Source organism: Cupriavidus sp. 2TAF22, from assembly GCF_052115045.1.
Taxonomy (GTDB): domain Bacteria; phylum Pseudomonadota; class Gammaproteobacteria; order Burkholderiales; family Burkholderiaceae; genus Cupriavidus.
The window spans coordinates 278,841-296,011 of the sequence record NZ_JBFRFX010000003.1 but is presented as its reverse complement, the minus strand read 5'-3'; the positions used below and the strand labels follow the sequence as shown (position 1 = coordinate 296,011).

The following is a 17,171-nucleotide window of genomic DNA, read 5'->3' as shown; positions in this document are numbered from 1 at the left end:
CCAGGAGACGCGCATCATGCTTGGCCTCATGCAAGACCGTCCGTTGCTGATTTCTTCCCTGATCGAGTACGCCGCGCAGTACCACCCGCAGCAGGAGATCGTGTCGCGCACGATCGACGGCGGCACGGTGCGCAGCAACTATGCCGAGGTGCATCGGCGCGCACGGCGTGCCGCCAGCGCGCTGGCCGGTCTCGGCGTTGCCCAGGGCGACCGCGTGGGCACGCTGGCGTGGAACACCCACCGGCACCTGGAGCTGTACTTCGGCGTTTCGGGCGCGGGCGTGGTGCTGCACACGGTCAATCCCCGCCTGTTTCCCGAGCAGGTCGAATACATCATCAACCATGCCGAGGACAAGGTCCTGTTCTTCGACACCAGCTTCGCGCCGCTGGTGGCGCAGCTCGCGCCGCGCCTGCCCACCGTCACGCACTACGTGGCGATGGCGGACCGCGCCGGCACCGCCGCGCTCGACCTTGCCGGCAAGCTGCCGAACCTGCTGTGCTACGAGGATCTCCTGGATGCCGGCAGCGAGGACTACGCATGGCCGCAGTTCGACGAGCGCACCGCTTCGTCGCTTTGCTACACCTCGGGTACCACCGGCAATCCGAAAGGCGTGCTGTACTCGCACCGCTCCACCGTGCTGCACAGCCTCAAGGCCTGCGCCGCCGACACCTTCGGGGTGGGCGCGGACAGCACGATCCTGCTGGTGGTGCCGCTGTTCCACGCCAATGCCTGGGGCATGCCATACGCCTGCGCCATGACCGGCGCCAAGATGGTGTTGCCGGCCCAGCACCTTGACGGCGAAAACGTCTATCGCATGCTGCGCGACGAACGCGTGACCTTCTCCACCGCGGTGCCCACCGTGTGGCTGATGCTGTTCCAGTACCTCGACGCGCATCCCGAGATCGACCCGCGCGCGCTCGGGCTCAGGCTCGCCGGGGTGGGCGGCTCGGCGGCGCCGGCGGCCATGATCGAGCGCTTCGAGCAACAGTTCGGCGCGCGCTTCGTGCAGGGCTGGGGCATGACGGAGACCAGCCCCATCGGCGTGATCAGCACGCTGCTGCCCAGGCACGAGGCGCTCGACGCGCAGGCACAGCTGAAGGTCAAGCTCAAGCAGGGACGCGCGCTGTGGGGCGTGGACCTGCGCATCGAGGACGACGAGGGGCGCGCGCTGCCGCACGATGGCGTGGCCTTCGGCCGGCTCAAGGTGCGCGGGCCGTGGATCGCTTCGTCCTACTTCAAGGCAGGGCACAGCGCGCTCGATGCCGACGGCTGGTTCGACACCGGCGACGTGGCCAACATCGACGCCGACGGCTACGTGCAGCTGGTCGACCGCGCCAAGGACGTCATCAAGTCCGGCGGCGAGTGGATCTCTTCCATCGACCTGGAGAACGCCACCATGGGCCATCCCGCCGTGGCGGAGGCTGCCGTGATCGGCGTGCCGCATCCCAAGTGRCAGGAGCGGCCACTGCTGGTCGTGGTGCGCCGGCCCGGCAAGGAAGTCGGCGGCGCCGAGCTGCTCGACTTTCTCGCCGCGCGCGTGGCGAAATGGTGGGTGCCGGACGACGTGGCCTTTGTCGACGCGCTGCCGCACACCGCCACCGGCAAGCTGCTCAAGGTCAGGTTGCGCGAACAATTCAAGGACCATGTCCTGCCCACGGCAGAACGATAACCAGGCACGGAGCAAGACCAGATGAGCAATGACAGCAACGCAGYGGACGGCGCGCAGCGCATCGTCCTCACCATCGACAACGGCGTGGCCGAAGTCAGGCTCAACCGCCCCGACAAGATGAACGCGCTCGACCCCGCCATGTTCGATGCGCTGATCGAGACCGGCGAGCGTCTCATGCGCGAACCGGACCTGCGCGCGGTGGTGCTGTCCGGCGAAGGCCGCGCCTTCTGCGCGGGGCTCGACATGCAGAGCATGTCCGGCCTGGCCAGCGGCGCGAAGAACGATGGCGACATCGCCGCGGGCCGGCTGGCCGCGCGCACCCACGGCATCTCAAACCGGCCGCAGTACGCGTGCATGGTGTGGCGCGAGTTGCCGGTGCCGGTGATTGCCGCGGTGCATGGCGTGGCCTTCGGCGGCGGCCTGCAGGTGGCGCTCGGCGCGGATATCCGCTACCTCGCCGCGGACGCGCGCATGTCGGTGATGGAGATCAAATGGGGCCTGGTGCCCGACATGGCCGGCATGGTGCTGATGCGCGGGCTGGTGCGCCCGGACCGGCTGCGCGAGCTGATCTACAGCGGCCGCATCGTGGGCGCCGAGGAAGCCTGCGCGCTGGGGCTGGCCACCGCGGTGGTGGACGATCCGCGTGCCGTGGCGCTGGCCACCGCGCGCGCGATCGCGGCGCGCAGCCCGGACGCGATCCGCGCGGCCAAGCGGCTGATGCAGGTCGGCGAGGACGGCGACGGCGCGGCTGTGCTGCAAGCGGAATCGGTGGAACAGGATCGCCTGATCGGCGCCGCCAACCAGCGCGAGGCGGTGCTGGCCAATCTGGAAAAGCGCGCGCCGGTGTTCAGGCCGGCCGCGTAGTGCGCGGGGCCGGCCCTATACGTGCCGGCCCGTGCCCCGCTGCCGGTCTTGCCGGCGCCGCCATAGCGCCACGTAGACCGTGAGGTTGAGCAGCAGGACGAGCACGCCCAGCACGAACTGCGTATGGCGCGTGAGGCCGTCCGGATAGATCAGCGGCATGATGTAGTGCTGCACGAAATCCCCGCCGTAGGCCTGCTGCCCGGCTTGCTCGCGCAGCGCGTTCTCCAGCGGCGTGAGCGGGCAGATCCAGCCGCTCCATTCCACCACCACGCCCCATGTGGCCGCCGGCAGGTGCAGCCACGCCAGCCGCGGCCAGCGCAGCACCAGCATGCCGCCGAACATGGTGAAGAGGATGAAGGCCAGATGCACCAGCACCACCGCATCGGCCAGCCATTGCGTCATCATGGCGTGCGCCGCCCGGTCCAGTAGCCCGGCACCGCGAAGGCTGCCTTGAGGTGCTCGATGAAGAAGCGGATCTTGGCCGGCACCGGCCGCTGCTGCGGGTACACCGCCAGGATGTCGTAGTCCGGCAGCGCATACTCGTCCAGCACCGTGATCAGTTCGCCGCTCTCGAGCTGCGGCAGGATCTCCCAGGTGGAACGCCAGCCCAGCCCCAGGCTCTCGCCGGCCCAGCGGTGCAGCAGTTCGCCGTCGTTGCAGTCCAGGTTGCCGTTCACGCGCACCGTCACCGTCTTGCCGTCCTGCTGGAAATACCAGCCGCGCTGCTGGCCGCCCTGCAGGTTGAACGCCAGGCAATTGTGCTTGGCCAGGTCGTCCAGCGTCTGCGGCACGCCGTGGCGCGCGAAGTAGGCCGGCGTGCCGCACACCACGCGCTTGTTGGTGGCGAGCTTGATGGCGACGAAGTTCGGGTCGATGGCGCCGCCGATGCGGATGCCCACGTCATAGCCCTCGCGCACCAGGTCGACCACGCGGTCGGTGAGGTTGAAGGAAATCTGCACGTCCGGGTTCGCGCTCAGGAACGCCGGCGCATGCGGCGCCACATGCTTGCGCCCGAACGCCGCCGGCGCCGACACGATCAGATGCCCCGTCGCCTTGTGCTTGCCCTCGGCAATCAGCATCTCGGCGCGGTCCAGGTCCGCCAGCGCCTTCTTGCACTGTTCCATGAACGCCGCGCCCTGCTCGGTCACCACGATGCGGCGCGTCGAGCGGTGCAGCAGCTTCACGCCGATGCGCGCCTCCAGCGCATTGATGCGCCGCCCGATCATCACTGGCGTCACGTCCTGCGTGAGCGCCGCCGCCGCCATGCTGCCGTGCTCCACCACGGCGATGAAGGCTTCGATCTGCTTGAGTTTATCCATGCTCTTGTGTCTCCTGCCCGCCATTGTGGCGCATTTGGCGGCAACCACGCATGCGCGGCGGACCGTGCCAGCGATCTGGCGGTGCGCAGGGCGGCCCGCGCCGCGTACCCGCCGCTGCGCGATTCAGCGCGCCCGCCCGGCCGGCCGCCCGCGCGGCATCGCCTGCGCCCGGTGCCGCACCTCCTTGCTGAATTCCGCGCACGCGTGGGTCATCAGGTCCTCCGAGCGGTACACCAGGAACACGCGGAAGTCCGGCAGTTCGTCGCTGACCGGCAGGCGCACCAGCGAGGCGGGGTCGAGCCGCAGCGGGCCGGTGCCGTCGAAGACGAAGTCGGACCACATGCTGATCAGGTCGGTGCGCGTGGCGAGTTGCAGGCCGAGCAGGTTCGAAGCGCTTTGCACCACGCGCTTGGGCATGTCGAAGCGGTGCAGGCGCATCAGGCTGGCCAGCGGGCTGCCGGGGTCGTCGAGCGGGTCGAGCACGAGCCAGTCGGCATCGAGCAGGGGCCGCAGCCGGCGTACCCGCCGCAGCGGGTGCCCGGCGCGCACGGCCAGCGACATGCCGGTGGAGAACAGCGGTTCCCACTGGAAGGCGCCGGTGCCGGGGCCGCTGTTGGTGGAGATCAGGCCGAGGTCGAGGCGCCCTTCGCGCAGGCCTTCGAGAATCTGCTGCGGGCGCATCTCGAAGCCGCGCAGCGCCACATTGGGAAAGCGCTGGCGAAAGGCTGCCATCGCGTCCGGCAAGGGGCCGCTGGAGGCCACCGCGGTCAGGCCGATATTGAGCTGGGCGTCGGCATGGCCGCGGATGGCTTCGATGTCCTCGAGCGCGTGGCGCAGCTCCTGCTCGACCAGGCTGGCGCGCTTGACCAGCGCCACGCCGTAGGCGGTGAGGCTGACGCCGCGCACCGAGCGCGACATCAGCGTGACGCCGAGTTCGCGCTCGAGTTCGGCGATGGCCTTGGACAGCGCCGGCTGCGACACATGCAGGCTGCGCGAGGCTTCGTGGATGCTGCCGTGCTGGGCCACCGCCAGCAGGATGCGCAGCTGCTGCAGTTTCATCGTGTCGTTTCCTCGTCCTGTGATTTTGCCCGCCGTGGTGCGCCGTGCCCTGCCGGAGTGAAGCGGCGACGCTTGCTGCACGCGCCCGGCAAGCCGGCCGGGCGCCCGCGAAGCCGCTTGCCGCCGGGCTTCTCGGTAGTTGCCCCGATAGCGGGCGGGTAACGGTTATGACGGCGATTCCATTTGGTTATCGGGATGAAAATATATGATTTTCGGCCTGCCGTGTTTGCCTGAATACTCCATCGCCAGGGAATCTTCCTCCCTACGCTGGACGCAGGCTCCGCCGGCCTCCACGCCCATAACCAGTTCGTGGAGATCCGACATGAACGATGCCACCCTGCCCGCCGCCCCCGCGCTGGCGCCTTCCCATGCCGCGGCGGCCAGCCCGGCGCGCCAGAGCCAGTTCCGCCTGATTGCCGCGTGCTCGATGGGCAATGCGCTGGAAATGTACGACTTCACCGTCTACAGCTTCTTCGCCATCCTGATCGGCAAGCTGTTCTTCCCGTCCGACAGCGCCTACGGCTCGCTGCTGCTGGCGGTGGCCACGTTCGGCATCGGCTTCGTGATGCGCCCGCTGGGCGGCCTCGTGATCGGCAACTACGCCGACCGCCATGGCCGCAAGGCCGCCATGACGCTGACCATCGGCATGATGGTGGCGGGCACGCTGTGCCTGGCGGTGGCGCCGACGTATGCGTTCGCTGGCGTGCTCGGCCCGCTGATGATCGTGGCCGGCCGGCTGCTGCAAGGCTTCTCGCTCGGCGGCGAGATCGGTGCTTCCACCTCCATGCTGATGGAGGCCGGCGGGGTCAGGGGCCGGGRCTTTCGCATCAGCTGGCAACTCGGCAGCCAGGGCATCGCGGCGCTGCTGGGCGCGCTCACGGCAGCCGTCCTGTACGCGGCGCTGCCGCCGGACGCGCTGGAGAGCTGGGGCTGGCGCCTGCCCTTCGTGCTGGGCCTGCTGATCGCGCCGGTGGGGCTGTACATCCGTTCGCACCTGGACGAGACCCATGTCGCCGAAGCCCATGCGCCCAGCCCGCTCGGCACGCTGTTCCGCGAGCACGGCGGCACAGTCGCGAAAGGCATCCTGACCATCATCGGCGGCACCGTCGGCACCTACCTGGTGGTGTATTTCATGCCGACCTACATGATCCGCGAACTGCATCTGCCGGCCTCGCTGTCGCTGCTGTCCGGCTGCGTCACGGGTCTGGTCTGCCTGCTGGCCTCGCTCTTGTCCGGCTGGCTGGCCGACCGCCTGGAGCGCCGCAAGCCGCTGGTGCTGAGCGCCATGACGTTTACGCTTGTCGCGCTCTACCCCGCCTTCTGGCTGATGACCCACTACCCGAGCGTGCCGCTGGTGCTGAGCCTGTCGGCGCTGCTGACCGCGAGCCTCTACCTGGGCTCCACGCCGATGCTGCTGGTGCTGATGGAGATCCTGCCGGCGCGGGTGCGCGCCAGCGGCCTGTCGGTGATCTACGCGGTGGGTGTGACGGTGTTCGGCGGCTCCTGCCAGTTCGTCGTCACCTGGCTGCTGGCGCGCACCGGCAACCTGATGGCGCCGGCCTTCTACATGATGGCCTGCGGCGCGGTGACCATCCTCGCGGTGCTGAGCATCCGCGAGACGAAATCCGCGTGAACCCCCTCTTCTCCCCCGCCCTGCCATTGCCGCAAAGGAATCCGACATGACCCGCGAACCGACCCTGACCCCGTTCCAGCTGCTGCCGCACCTGTTGCCGCAGATCCAGATCGATGCCGAAACGTTTATCGGCATCCGCCGCCAGATCCACGCGCAGCCGGAGCTCGGCTTCGAAGTGGGCGCCACCAGCAGGCTGGTGGCCACGCTGCTGCAGAGCTGGGGCTACGAGGTGCATGCCGGCATCGGCAAGAGCGGCGTGGTGGGGCAGCTCAGGCTCGGCAGCGGCAAGCGCCGGCTCGGCATCCGCGCCGACATGGATGCGCTGCCGATCGTCGAGGCCACCGGCCTGCCCTACGCCAGCCAGAACCACGGCAAGATGCACGCCTGCGGCCACGACGGCCATACCGCCATCCTGCTGGCCGCCGCCAAGGCGCTGGCCGACAGCCGCGATTTCGACGGCACGCTCAATCTGATCTTCCAGCCCGACGAAGAAAACCTGTGCGGCGCCCGCGCGATGATCGAGGACGGCCTGTTCGAACGCTTCCCGTGCGACGCGGTGTATGCCCTGCACAATATGCCGGGCGTGCCGGCCGGCACCTTCCGCGTGCTGCCCGGCCCGGTGAGCCTGTCGTCCGACGTGGCAGACGTGACCATCAAGGGCGTGGGCGGGCACGGCGCCATGCCGCACCGCGCGCGCGATCCGATCGCCGCGGCGGCGGCCGTCATCACGGCATTGCAGACGGTGGTGGCGCGCAATGTGGCGCCGGACGATACCGCGGTGCTGTCGGTGGGCTTCATCCGCGGCGGCGCCACCCACAACGTGATTCCGGAATCGGTGACGCTGGGCCTGAACGTGCGTGCCGCGCGCCCCGAGACGCGCGCGCTGGTGGAGCAGCGCATCCGCGAGATCGTCAGCCTGACCGCGCAGGCGCACGGCGCCGAGGCACACATCGACTACCGCCAGCTGACGCCACCGATGGTCAACACCGAAGCCGAGACGCGTATCGCGCAGCAGGTCTGCACTGCGCTGGTCGGCGCCGACAAGGTCGTGACGCAGGCGCCCAAGGGCCTGAACGGCAGCGAGGACTTTGCCTGGATGCTCAACGCGGTGCCGGGCTGCTACCTGATCCTGGGCAACGGCGAAGGCGAGTTCGGCGGCTGCATGGTGCACAACCCCGGCTACGACTTCAACGACCAGGTGCTGCCACTGGGCGCGGCCTGCTGGGTCCAGCTCGCCAGGACCTATCTGGTGGCATGATCCAGCGCATGCGGGCGCGTGGCGAAACTGGCCGGCGGCACCGGCGCCGGTGAGGGCACGGCGGGCCGCCTGCCCGCTGCAACGGGTTCGCCCTGTACGGCCTGCGATGCGGCTTCCGATGCGGCTTCCGATGTGGCCTCCGGCGCTGCTTCCGATGCGGCCTCGCGTATCGCTTCCGGTGCCGCATCCCGCGTCACGTCCGGCGCCTCGACCACTACCGTTGCCGGCGCCGCTGCCGCGCGCAGCGCACCGGCGGCGGCCGGCGGCAGCGGGCGCGCGAGCTGCGCGCTGATCTCGGCCGCTTCCGCCATCACATAGGCCAGCCGCCGCAGCGGCCGGGCTACCTGCAGTTGCAGGAACACCACGAGCGCGGCGCCCGCCACGAAAGCCACGCCGTACAGCGACAGCAGCGGCACCAGGCTCGCGCCGTTGCGCGGCAGCTCCAGCAGGCCGGTGACCAGCATCAGCGCCAGCGGGCTCACCGCGATCAGCAGGCCCGCGACCTTCGCCATGCCTTCCCACATCCGCAGATGCAGCTCGACCCGGCGCCCGCGCGCGCGCAGCGCCTGGGCCGGAATGCGCGCCAGCGAGCGCAGCAGCGCGCTTTCCGCATCGTCGTGGCGGTCGATCTGCGCGGCCAGCGGCCCGAGCGGATCGCGCAGCCTGCGCGCAAGCGCCGGCACATGGCTGAGCACCAGCCCGCCCAGCCCGGCCGCGCTGCCGGCCAGCAGGCAGTAGAGCAGCCGCGGCAGCCACGGCGCGGGCGCTTGCCGGTACTGGACCTTGGCGAACATCACCGCGCCGGCGACCAGCAGCGCGGCCACCGAGCAGCCCCAGAACAAGCCCAGCAGGCCGCGCTGCCACTGTGCCAGGCTCGCGCCGGCAGCAGGCGGCGTGGCGGCCGCGGGCAGGGAGGGCGGCTTGCGCCTGAGCGCGTCAAGCAGTTCGCGGGTAGGGGGGAGCCTGTTCAGCATGGCAATTCGGTTGGCGATGGATCATTTCCGCGCAATGCGCCGGTTCCTGGCGCGCGCCCGCACATTGTCCCCATTTGACGCGCAAGTAGCGATGCGCGACTGCAAGCCGCCGGCCTTTTCCTGCAAATTCGCACGTACCGTTGTCGTCACACAACGTGCGGTAATCCGGCCGCCACGCAGCGGTGGGTACGCCGTCTCCCGGTGCAATTCCATACCGACAGTATCGAATCAACTGATCCCGCTTCCCTTTATCCCGCCCCGCCTGCGGGAATAGCATGGGCTCCAACAGCGATTCAATGCAATTCGCGGCATTCCCGACATTCCCCGACATTCCCGGAACACATTGCAGGCACATTGGAGACAGACATGCCCAAGATGAGAGCAGTCGACGCGGCCATCGCCGTATTGGAAAAAGAAGGCATCACCACCGCCTTCGGCGTGCCCGGCGCCGCCATCAACCCGTTCTACTCGGCCATGCGCCGGGCCGGCACCATCGACCATTTCCTGGCGCGCCACGTGGAAGGCGCTTCGCACATGGCCGAGGGCTATACCCGCGCAGAGGCCGGCAACATCGGCGTGTGCATCGGCACCTCGGGCCCGGCCGGCACCGACATGATCACCGGCCTGTACTCGGCCTGGGCAGACTCGATCCCCATCCTCTGCATTACCGGCCAGGCCCCGCGCGCACGCCTGTACAAGGAAGACTTCCAGGCGGTGGATATCGAATCGATCGCCAAGCCGGTGACCAAGTGGGCGGTGACCGTGCGCGAGCCGGCGCTGGTGCCGCAGGTGTTCCAGCAGGCGTTCCACCTGATGCGCTCGGGACGCCCGGGCCCGGTGCTGATCGACCTGCCGTTCGACGTGCAGGTCGCCGAGATCGAGTTCGATCCGGAAACCTACCAGCCGCTGCAGCCGTACAAGCCGTCGGCCTCGCGCGCCCAGATCGAAAAGGCCATCGCCATGCTCAACGCGGCCGAGCGCCCGCTGATCGTGTGCGGTGGCGGCGTGATCAACGCCGATGCGGCCGACCTGCTGGTCGAATTCGCCGAGCTGGTCAACGTGCCGGTGGTGCCGACCCTGATGGGCTGGGGCGTGCTGGCCGACGACCACCCGCTGCAGGCCGGCATGGTGGGGCTGCAGACCTCGCACCGCTACGGCAACGCCACCATGCTGGCATCGGACTTCGTGCTCGGCATCGGCAACCGCTGGGCCAACCGCCACACCGGCAGCGTCGACGTCTATACGAAGGGCCGCAAGTTCGTGCACGTGGATATCGAGCCCACGCAGATCGGCCGCGTGTTCGGCCCGGACCTTGGCATCGTCTCCGATGCCAAGGCCGCGCTGGAACAGTTCGTGGAAGTGGCGCGCGCCATGAAGATGGCCGGGCGCCTGCCGTGCCGCAAGAGCTGGGTGGCGGACGTGCAGAAGCGCCGCCGCACCATGCAGCGCAAGAGCGATTTCGACAACGTGCCGGTCAAGCCGCAGCGCGTGTACCGCGAGATGAACCAGTACTTCCCGCGCGACGTGCGCTACGTCTCCACCATCGGGCTGTCGCAGATCGCCGCCGCGCAGTTCCTGTCGGTCAACCAGCCGCGCCACTGGATCAACTGCGGCCAGGCCGGCCCGCTGGGCTGGACCATTCCCGCCGCCATCGGCGTGAAAGTGGCCTCGCCGGAATCCGACGTGGTGGCCATCTCGGGCGACTACGACTTCCAGTTCATGATCGAAGAACTGGCCGTGGCCGCGCAGTTCAAGGTGCCGTACATCCACCTGGTGGTGAACAACTCCTACCTCGGGCTGATCCGCCAGTCGCAGCGCAATTTCGAGATGGACTACTGCGTGCAGCTCGCCTTCGACAACGTCAACTCGCCCGAGCTCAACGGCTACGGCGTGGACCACGTCAAGGTGGTCGAAGGGCTGGGCTGCAAGGCGATCCGCGTGTTCAAGCCCGAAGACATCGCGCCGGCCTTTGCCGAAGCGCGCGACCTGATGGCCGAGTTCTCCGTGCCGGTGGTGGTGGAGGTGATCCTCGAGCGCGTGACGAATATCGCCATGGGCACCGAGATCGACAACATCAACGAGTTCGAGCCGGTCGAAGACATCGAGGAAGCCATCCTCAACGAAGAAGTCGAAACGGCCTGAGCCGAGCAACGCAAAGACACCGGCTCCCGCTTCCAGGCGGGAGCGGGGGCGTCATTTTTCCCGGAGAGAGAGACATGCCGAAACTGGCCGCCAACCTGACCATGCTGTTTACCGAAGCGGGCTTCCTCGACCGCTTCGAAGCCGCCGCGCGTGCGGGCTTCCGTGGCGTCGAGTTCCTGTTCCCCTATGCGTTCCATGCGGACCAGATCGCGGACCGCCTCAACCGCTTCCAGCTCGACCTGGTGCTGCACAACCTGCCCGCCGGCAAGTGGGACGCGGGCGAGCGCGGCATCGCCTGCCATCCGGACCGCGTCGGCGAGTTCCAGGACGGCGTGGGCGAGGCCCTCAAGTACGCCAAGGTGCTTGGCGTGCGCCAGCTCAACTGCCTGGTCGGCATCCAGCCGCAGAACGTGCGGCGCGAACAGGCGCAGGAAACGCTGGTGGAAAACCTGCGCTTCGCCGCGCGGGCGCTCGCCGCCGAACAGATCGACCTGCTGGTCGAGCCGATCAATACCTTCGACATTCCCGGCTTCTTCCTGTCGGGCACGCAGCAGGCGCTGGCGCTGATCGAACAGGTCAGCGCGCCCAATCTCTACGTGCAGTACGACATCTATCACATGCAGCGCATGGAGGGCGAGATCGCCGCCACGCTCAAGGCCAACCTGCCGAAGATCAGGCATGTGCAGCTGGCCGACAACCCGGGCCGCAACGAGCCGGGCACGGGCGAGCTGAACTACCGCTTCCTGTTCCAGTGGCTCGACCAGATCGGCTACGACGGCTGGGTCGGCTGCGAATACAAGCCGCGCACGACCACCGTCGAAGGCCTGGGCTGGCGCGCCGCGCACGGCGTGCAGTAGCAAGGTTTGCTCCCTCTCCCGCCTGCGGGAGAGGGAGGAAAGCCTGTTGGCCAGGCCCGGCGCCCGCGGCGCGCCTTCAAACCGGTTTCGAATCTGAATCTTTCACCATCCCTAGGAGACAACAATATGGCAAACCAACGCAACGTCGGCTTTATCGGCCTGGGCATCATGGGCGCGCCGATGGCGGGCCACCTGCGCGCCGCCGGCCACACGCTGTTCGTGCATGACGTCAACCCCGCGCCGCAGGCGCTCGTGGACGCCGGCGTCACGGTCTGCACCAGCGCGGAAGAAGTCGCCAAGCGCGCCGACATCATCGTGATCATGGTGCCGGACACGCCGCACGTGGAGGCCGTCCTGTTCGCCGAAAAGGGCGTGGCCGCCGCGCTCAAGGGCGCCGGCAAGGAGGCCGCGCACAGCAAGATCGTGGTCGACATGAGCTCGATCTCGCCGATCGCCACCAAGGACTTCGCCGCGCGCATCAACAAGCTCGGCGCGTCCTACCTGGACGCGCCGGTCTCGGGCGGCGAAGTGGGCGCCAAGGCGGCATCGCTGACCATCATGGTCGGCGGCCCGCAAGAGGCCTTCGACGAGGTCAGGCCGCTGTTCGAGCTGATGGGCAAGAACGTCACGCTGGTGGGCGGCAACGGCGACGGCCAGACCACCAAGGTGGCCAACCAGATCATCGTGGCGCTGAACATCCAGGCCGTGTCCGAAGCGCTGCTGTTCGCCTCCAAGGCGGGCGCCGATCCGGCGCGCGTGCGCCAGGCGCTGATGGGCGGCTTCGCGGCTTCGCGCATCCTGGAAGTGCACGGCGAGCGCATGGTCAAGCGCACCTTCGACCCGGGCTTCCGTATCGAGCTGCACCAGAAGGACCTGAACCTCGCGCTGCAGGGCGCCAAGGCGCTCGGCGTGGCGCTGCCCAATACCGCCACCGCGCAGGAACTGTTCAATACCTGCGCCGCCAACGGCCTGGGCAAGCAGGATCACTCGGCGCTGTGCCGCGCCATCGAGATCATGTCGAACCACGAGATCGCCAAGGGCAGCAAGTAAGAGGCACCGCCGAGGCCTGCCGGCATGGCAGGCCCGTACCGCTCCCCGGCCGTGCCGGGGAGACAGCATTTCCGGATCCAGCCATGTACGCCACCGATTCCTACTCTGCCCTGCTGGTGCCGCCACGCCCGGCCGGCCTCAGCGATCCCCGCGCACTGCTGCGCGACCTGTTCGACACGGCCGTGGCGGCCGTCAGCGCCAGCCATTGCCTGCCGCCGCAATTGCCGGCACCGCCCAAGGGCCGCACCGTGGTGATCGGTGCCGGCAAGGCCGCCGCCGCGATGGCGCAGGCGGTGGAGCTGCACTGGCAAGGCGAGCTGTCCGGGCTGGTGGTCACGCGCTACGGCCATGGCGCGGATTGCCGCCGCATCGAAGTGGTGGAGGCCGCGCACCCGGTGCCGGACGAAGCCGGCCAGCGCGCCGCGCAGCGCATGGTGGAGCTGGTCGGCGGCCTCACCGCCGACGACCTCGTGCTGTGCCTGATTTCGGGCGGCGGCTCGGCGCTGCTGGCCGCGCCCGCGCCCGGCATCACGCTGGCCGACAAGCAGGCGGTGAACCGCGCGCTGCTCAAGAGCGGCGCCAACATCGGCGAGATGAACTGCGTGCGCAAGCACCTGTCGGCGCTCAAGGGAGGCCGCCTGGCGCTGCACTGCGCGCCGGCGCGCGTGGAGACCCTGCTGATTTCCGATATCCCCGGCGACGATCCCACGCTGATCGCCAGCGGCCCGACCTTGCCCGACGCCACCACCTGCGCCGACGCGCTGGCGGTGATCGCCAAGTACGGCATCGAGGTACCGGCCAACGTGCGCACGCACCTGGAGAGCGGCGCCGGAGAGACGCCCAAGCCCGGCGACGCGCGCTTTGCCGGCCACCTCAGCGTCACGCTGGCCAGCGCGCAGCAGTCGCTCGAAGCGGCCGCGGCGCGGGCGCGCGAACTGGGCTTCGAGGCACATATCCTGTCCGACAGCATCGAAGGCGAGGCGCGCGAGGTGGCGCTGGTGCATGCCGCCATTGCCCGCCAGATCGCGCAGCACGCGCAGCCGTTCGCGAAGCCCTGCGTGCTGCTGTCCGGCGGCGAGACCACGGTGACCGTGCGCGGCAGCGGCCGCGGCGGACGCAATGCCGAATTCCTGCTGGCGCTGGCCGTGGCGCTCGACGGCTTGCCCGGCGTGCACGCGATTGCCTGCGACACCGACGGCATTGACGGCTCCGAGGACAACGCCGGCGCGCTGCTGGCGCCGGACACGCTGGTGCGCGCGCAGGCGCGCGGCCTGTCGGCGCGCGCGCACCTGGCCAACAACGATGGCTACGGCTTTTTCGCCGGGCTCGGCGACCTGATCGTCACCGGCCCGACCCGCACCAACGTGAACGATTTCCGCGCGATCCTGATCGCGTGAGACGGGCCTGCAAGCCCCCGTGTTTGAACAAAGGCGCGCCCGCCGCGGCGCGCCGCCCGAGAATGGAAGAGGAGACAAAATGAGACGCCAGCGCAAAGCCAAGATCGTTGCCACGCTCGGACCGGCCAGCACCGACATCGAAGTGATCCGCCAGCTGTTCGAGGCGGGGGCCGATGTGTTCCGCCTGAACTTCAGCCACGGCAGCCATGAGGACCATCGCCGCCGCTACGACGCGGTGCGCCAGGTCGAGGCCGAGACCGGCCGGCCCATCGCCGTGCTGGCGGACCTGCAGGGTCCCAAGCTGCGCATCGGCACCTTTGCCGCGGGCAAGGTCGCGCTCAAGGCCGGCGACGTGTTCGTGCTCGACAGCGATCCCGGCGCCGGCGACGCCACCCGCGTGCACCTGCCGCATCCGGAGCTGTTCCGCGTGGCCGCGCCGGGCCAGTCGCTGCTGATCGACGACGGCAAGGTGCAACTGAAGATCGAGTCCGTGGCCAGCGGCAGCATCGTCACGCGCGTGGTCAACCACGGCACGCTGTCCGACCGCAAGGGCGTCAACGTGCCCGACGCGGTCATCCCCATCCCCGCGCTGACCGAGAAGGACCGCAAGGACCTCGATTTCGCGCTGGCGCTGGGCGCGGACTGGATCGCGCTGTCCTTCGTGCAGCGTCCGGCCGACATCGTCGAGGCGCGCGAGATCATCGGCACGCGCGCCGGCGTGCTGTCCAAGATCGAGAAGCCGGCCGCGCTGCAGCAGCTCGAGGAAATCGTGCGCGTGTCCGACGCGGTGATGGTGGCGCGCGGCGACCTCGGCGTGGAGCTGCCGCCGGAGCGCGTGCCGGGGGTACAGAAGCGCATCCTGCGCGTGTGCCGCCAGCACGGCAAGCCCATCGTCATCGCCACCCAGATGCTGGAGTCGATGATCGATTCGCCGGTGCCCACGCGCGCCGAGGCCTCCGATGTGGCGAGCGCGATCTACGACGGCGCCGACGCGGTGATGCTGTCGGCCGAGTCGGCCAACGGCCGCCACCCGGTGCCGGCGGTGGCGATCATGGACCGCATCATCAACGAGGTGGAGCGCGATCCGCTCTACCGCAACCTGCTCGACGCCCAGCACGAGGCACCGCTGTCCACGCGCCAGGATGCGATCTGCGCGGCGCTGCGCGAGGTCACCCAGATCATCGGCGCGGTGGCCACGGTGACCTACACCTCGTCGGGCGCCACCGCGCTGCGGGCGGCGCGCGAGCGGCCCTGCGCACCGATCGTCAGCATCACGCCGAACCTGGAGATAGCACGCCGGCTGGCGATCGCCTGGGGCGTGCACTCCACTGTCAGCCCGGACGTGCAGAGCGTGGACGAGATGGTGAACGCGGCCACCCGCGCGGCGCTGGCCGAGGGCTACGCCGAACCGGGCGACCAGATCACCATCGCGGCGGGCATGCCGTTCGGCCAGGGCGGTACCACCAACCTGCTGCGCGTGGCGGAGATCGCCGGCGCCGGGCCCGGGCGGGCGCAGCTTGCCGCGGCGGCAGGCGCCGTTACGGCCTGATACATCGCTCCCATTCGCTGGCTGCACCGCCATTGCTATACTGATCGGCACGCCGTGGCTCTCTTTTGCCGCGGCCACCAACCAGCAATGCGGAGCCACCATGCGTCTCGATGACGAAGCCGAAAGCCAGAATGTAGAAGATCGCCGGGGAGCGGGTTCCGGCGGCTTCGGCGGCTTCGGCGCCGGACCCAAGACGATCGGCATCGGCACCATCATCGTGGCGCTGGCGGCCTCCTACTTTTTCGGCATCGATCCTTCCGTGATCATGCAGGGCGCCTCGGTGCTGCAGGGGCAACAGCAGCAGGCGCAGCCGCAGCATGTGCCCAGCCATGCGCCCGCCACCGACCAGATGACAGTGTTCGTGCGCAAGGTGCTGGGCAATACCGAGCGCACCTGGTCCGGCATCTTCGAAACCGACCTCAACCGCCGCTACGCGCCGCCCACGCTGGTGCTGTTTACCGGCGCCACGCCCACCGCCTGCGGCACCGGCCAGTCGGCCATGGGTCCCTTCTATTGCCCCGGCGACCAGAAGGTCTATATCGACCTGGCTTTCTATGACGAACTGCGCAAGCGCTTCGGCGCGGGCGGCGACTTCGCCCAGGCCTATGTGATCGCGCACGAGGTCGGCCACCACGTGCAGAACCTGCTCGGCGTGTCCGGCAAGGTCGATGCGGCGCGCCGGCGCATGGGCGAGGCGCAGGCCAACCAGCTTTCGGTGCGCGTGGAATTGCAGGCCGACTGCCTGGCCGGCGTGTGGGCCGCCACCGCCGAGCGCCAGAACCAGCAGTTGCTCGAGCCCGGCGATATCGAAGAGGGCCTGAAGGCCGCGGCCGCCATCGGCGACGACCGGCTGCAGCGCCAGGCCCAGGGCTACGTGGTGCCGGAAGCCTTTACCCACGGCACCAGCGAGCAGCGCGTGCGCTGGCTGCGCCAGGGCCTGAGCAGCGGCGACATCCGCAAGTGCGACACCTTCGCGGCCAAGCAGCTTTGAAGCCCGCGCGCGGCTGAGCGGCCGCGCTCTCCTCTCAAGCGCCGACCCTGATGTGGACAATCGGGCACGCAAAGATTGTCCGCGTCACACGCCGTGTCTATAATCGCGGCCATGCCAGTGATCGGGAAGCCGCAGGCGTGACACACTGCTCCGCGCTGCCGGCCCGATTTCCGATTGCCGGTTCCGTCGATTCACGCTGCCGCGTGCCCGTCGTCCGGCGCTGCGTCCTGACGATGCCAGCGGCCGGCTGCCGCCGCTGACACAGCCGCGCCAAAGACAGCCTTCCCCCCAAAAGAACAGTGCTTCGCTGTCCGGCGCGCACGCGCATTGTCGCGCGCCGATCGTTGTTCCACCGCCGCCGGCGGCGGCCTTCGGGCACGTCGGCGCGACCAACACCGAGTCTCTTTTC

The 17,171-nt window shown here is 69.1% G+C and carries 14 protein-coding genes; 10 read left to right on the top strand and 4 right to left on the bottom strand.

All coding sequences use genetic code 11. The annotated features are described in order from the left end of the window. Positions 1–16: 16 nt before the first annotated feature. Positions 17–1,669, top strand: coding sequence for a long-chain-fatty-acid--CoA ligase (locus tag AB4Z48_RS05965; RefSeq protein ID WP_441612959.1), 1,653 nt, complete (start codon positions 17–19; stop codon positions 1,667–1,669). Positions 1,670–1,690: 21 nt separating this feature from the next. Then, on the top strand, positions 1,691–2,533 hold the full coding sequence (locus AB4Z48_RS05960; protein ID WP_441612958.1) for a crotonase/enoyl-CoA hydratase family protein: 843 nt from the start codon (positions 1,691–1,693) through the stop codon (positions 2,531–2,533). A gap of 15 nt (positions 2,534–2,548) precedes the next feature. Here AB4Z48_RS05960 and AB4Z48_RS05955 read toward each other — a convergent pair whose 3' ends face one another. The 3 genes from AB4Z48_RS05955 to AB4Z48_RS05945 all read right to left on the bottom strand — a co-directional run bounded on the left by AB4Z48_RS05955 (position 2,549) and on the right by AB4Z48_RS05945 (position 4,911). Continuing rightward, positions 2,549–2,938 carry a DUF2784 domain-containing protein gene (locus tag AB4Z48_RS05955; protein WP_441612957.1) on the bottom strand — a complete coding sequence of 130 codons (390 nt, stop codon included), beginning with the start codon at positions 2,936–2,938 and terminating at the stop codon, positions 2,549–2,551. Beyond that, positions 2,935–3,852, bottom strand: coding sequence for a LysR family transcriptional regulator (locus AB4Z48_RS05950; protein ID WP_441612956.1), 918 nt, complete (start codon positions 3,850–3,852; stop codon positions 2,935–2,937). The genes AB4Z48_RS05955 and AB4Z48_RS05950 overlap by 4 nt, the downstream gene beginning before the upstream one ends. Positions 3,853–3,975: 123 nt before the next feature. Next, positions 3,976–4,911: a LysR family transcriptional regulator gene (locus AB4Z48_RS05945; RefSeq protein ID WP_441612955.1), complete on the bottom strand. Its 936-nt coding sequence runs from the start codon at positions 4,909–4,911 to the stop codon at positions 3,976–3,978. A 322-nt stretch (positions 4,912–5,233) separates the two neighbouring features. Here AB4Z48_RS05945 and AB4Z48_RS05940 point away from each other — a divergent pair, with 322 nt between their 5' ends. Together AB4Z48_RS05940 and AB4Z48_RS05935 are read left to right on the top strand one after the other, a co-directional pair. Next, the gene (locus AB4Z48_RS05940) at positions 5,234–6,544 is read left to right on the top strand and encodes an MFS transporter (protein ID WP_441612953.1); all 1,311 of its coding nucleotides are present in this window, start codon (positions 5,234–5,236) and stop codon (positions 6,542–6,544) included. Positions 6,545–6,590: 46 nt separating this feature from the next. Further along, positions 6,591–7,802, top strand: coding sequence for a M20 aminoacylase family protein (locus AB4Z48_RS05935; protein WP_441612952.1), 1,212 nt, complete (start codon positions 6,591–6,593; stop codon positions 7,800–7,802). On the opposite strand, the gene AB4Z48_RS05930 is transcribed toward AB4Z48_RS05935, so the two are convergent. Further along, positions 7,787–8,776: a hypothetical protein gene (locus AB4Z48_RS05930; protein ID WP_441612951.1), complete on the bottom strand. Its 990-nt coding sequence runs from the start codon at positions 8,774–8,776 to the stop codon at positions 7,787–7,789. The two genes, AB4Z48_RS05935 and AB4Z48_RS05930, sit on opposite strands and share 16 nt — an antisense overlap. 366 nt (positions 8,777–9,142) lie before the next feature. Between AB4Z48_RS05930 and gcl the strand changes: the two genes are divergently transcribed. The 6 genes from gcl (at position 9,143) to ypfJ (ending at position 16,762) form a co-directional block, all read left to right on the top strand. Continuing rightward, a complete protein-coding gene (gene gcl, locus AB4Z48_RS05925; protein ID WP_441612950.1) occupies positions 9,143–10,918 on the top strand; it encodes a glyoxylate carboligase in 1,776 nt (591 codons plus the stop codon). A 74-nt stretch (positions 10,919–10,992) separates the two neighbouring features. Next, on the top strand, positions 10,993–11,775 hold the full coding sequence (gene hyi / locus AB4Z48_RS05920) for a hydroxypyruvate isomerase (protein WP_441612949.1): 783 nt from the start codon (positions 10,993–10,995) through the stop codon (positions 11,773–11,775). A gap of 126 nt (positions 11,776–11,901) precedes the next feature. After that, entirely contained in the window at positions 11,902–12,825 is a 924-nt protein-coding gene (gene glxR / locus AB4Z48_RS05915; RefSeq protein ID WP_441612948.1) for a 2-hydroxy-3-oxopropionate reductase, read from the top strand. Between the two features lie 83 nt (positions 12,826–12,908). Then, positions 12,909–14,222 (top strand): glycerate kinase type-2 family protein, encoded by a 1,314-nt coding sequence (locus AB4Z48_RS05910; RefSeq protein ID WP_441612947.1) that lies wholly within the window; start codon positions 12,909–12,911, stop codon positions 14,220–14,222. Positions 14,223–14,301: 79 nt separating this feature from the next. After that, positions 14,302–15,771, top strand: a complete 1,470-nt coding sequence (pyk, locus tag AB4Z48_RS05905; protein ID WP_441612946.1) for a pyruvate kinase — start codon at positions 14,302–14,304, stop codon at positions 15,769–15,771. A 100-nt stretch (positions 15,772–15,871) separates the two neighbouring features. Then, a complete protein-coding gene (gene ypfJ, locus AB4Z48_RS05900; protein ID WP_441612945.1) occupies positions 15,872–16,762 on the top strand; it encodes a KPN_02809 family neutral zinc metallopeptidase in 891 nt (296 codons plus the stop codon). Positions 16,763–17,171: the final 409 nt, after the last annotated feature.

Bases quoted from the DNA above. Each gene is read 5' to 3' on its own strand.
- AB4Z48_RS05955 (WP_441612957.1), bottom strand. From the start codon at position 2,938: ATGATGACGCAATGGCTGGCCGATGCGGTGGTGCTGGTGCATCTGGCC.
- AB4Z48_RS05950 (WP_441612956.1), bottom strand. From the start codon at position 3,852: ATGGATAAACTCAAGCAGATCGAAGCCTTCATCGCCGTGGTGGAGCAC.
- AB4Z48_RS05945 (WP_441612955.1), bottom strand. From the start codon at position 4,911: ATGAAACTGCAGCAGCTGCGCATCCTGCTGGCGGTGGCCCAGCACGGC.
- AB4Z48_RS05935 (WP_441612952.1), top strand. From the start codon at position 6,591: ATGACCCGCGAACCGACCCTGACCCCGTTCCAGCTGCTGCCGCACCTG.
- AB4Z48_RS05930 (WP_441612951.1), bottom strand. From the start codon at position 8,776: ATGCTGAACAGGCTCCCCCCTACCCGCGAACTGCTTGACGCGCTCAGG.
- gcl (WP_441612950.1), top strand. From the start codon at position 9,143: ATGCCCAAGATGAGAGCAGTCGACGCGGCCATCGCCGTATTGGAAAAA.
- hyi (WP_441612949.1), top strand. From the start codon at position 10,993: ATGCCGAAACTGGCCGCCAACCTGACCATGCTGTTTACCGAAGCGGGC.
- glxR (WP_441612948.1), top strand. From the start codon at position 11,902: ATGGCAAACCAACGCAACGTCGGCTTTATCGGCCTGGGCATCATGGGC.
- AB4Z48_RS05910 (WP_441612947.1), top strand. From the start codon at position 12,909: ATGTACGCCACCGATTCCTACTCTGCCCTGCTGGTGCCGCCACGCCCG.
- pyk (WP_441612946.1), top strand. From the start codon at position 14,302: ATGAGACGCCAGCGCAAAGCCAAGATCGTTGCCACGCTCGGACCGGCC.
- ypfJ (WP_441612945.1), top strand. From the start codon at position 15,872: ATGCGTCTCGATGACGAAGCCGAAAGCCAGAATGTAGAAGATCGCCGG.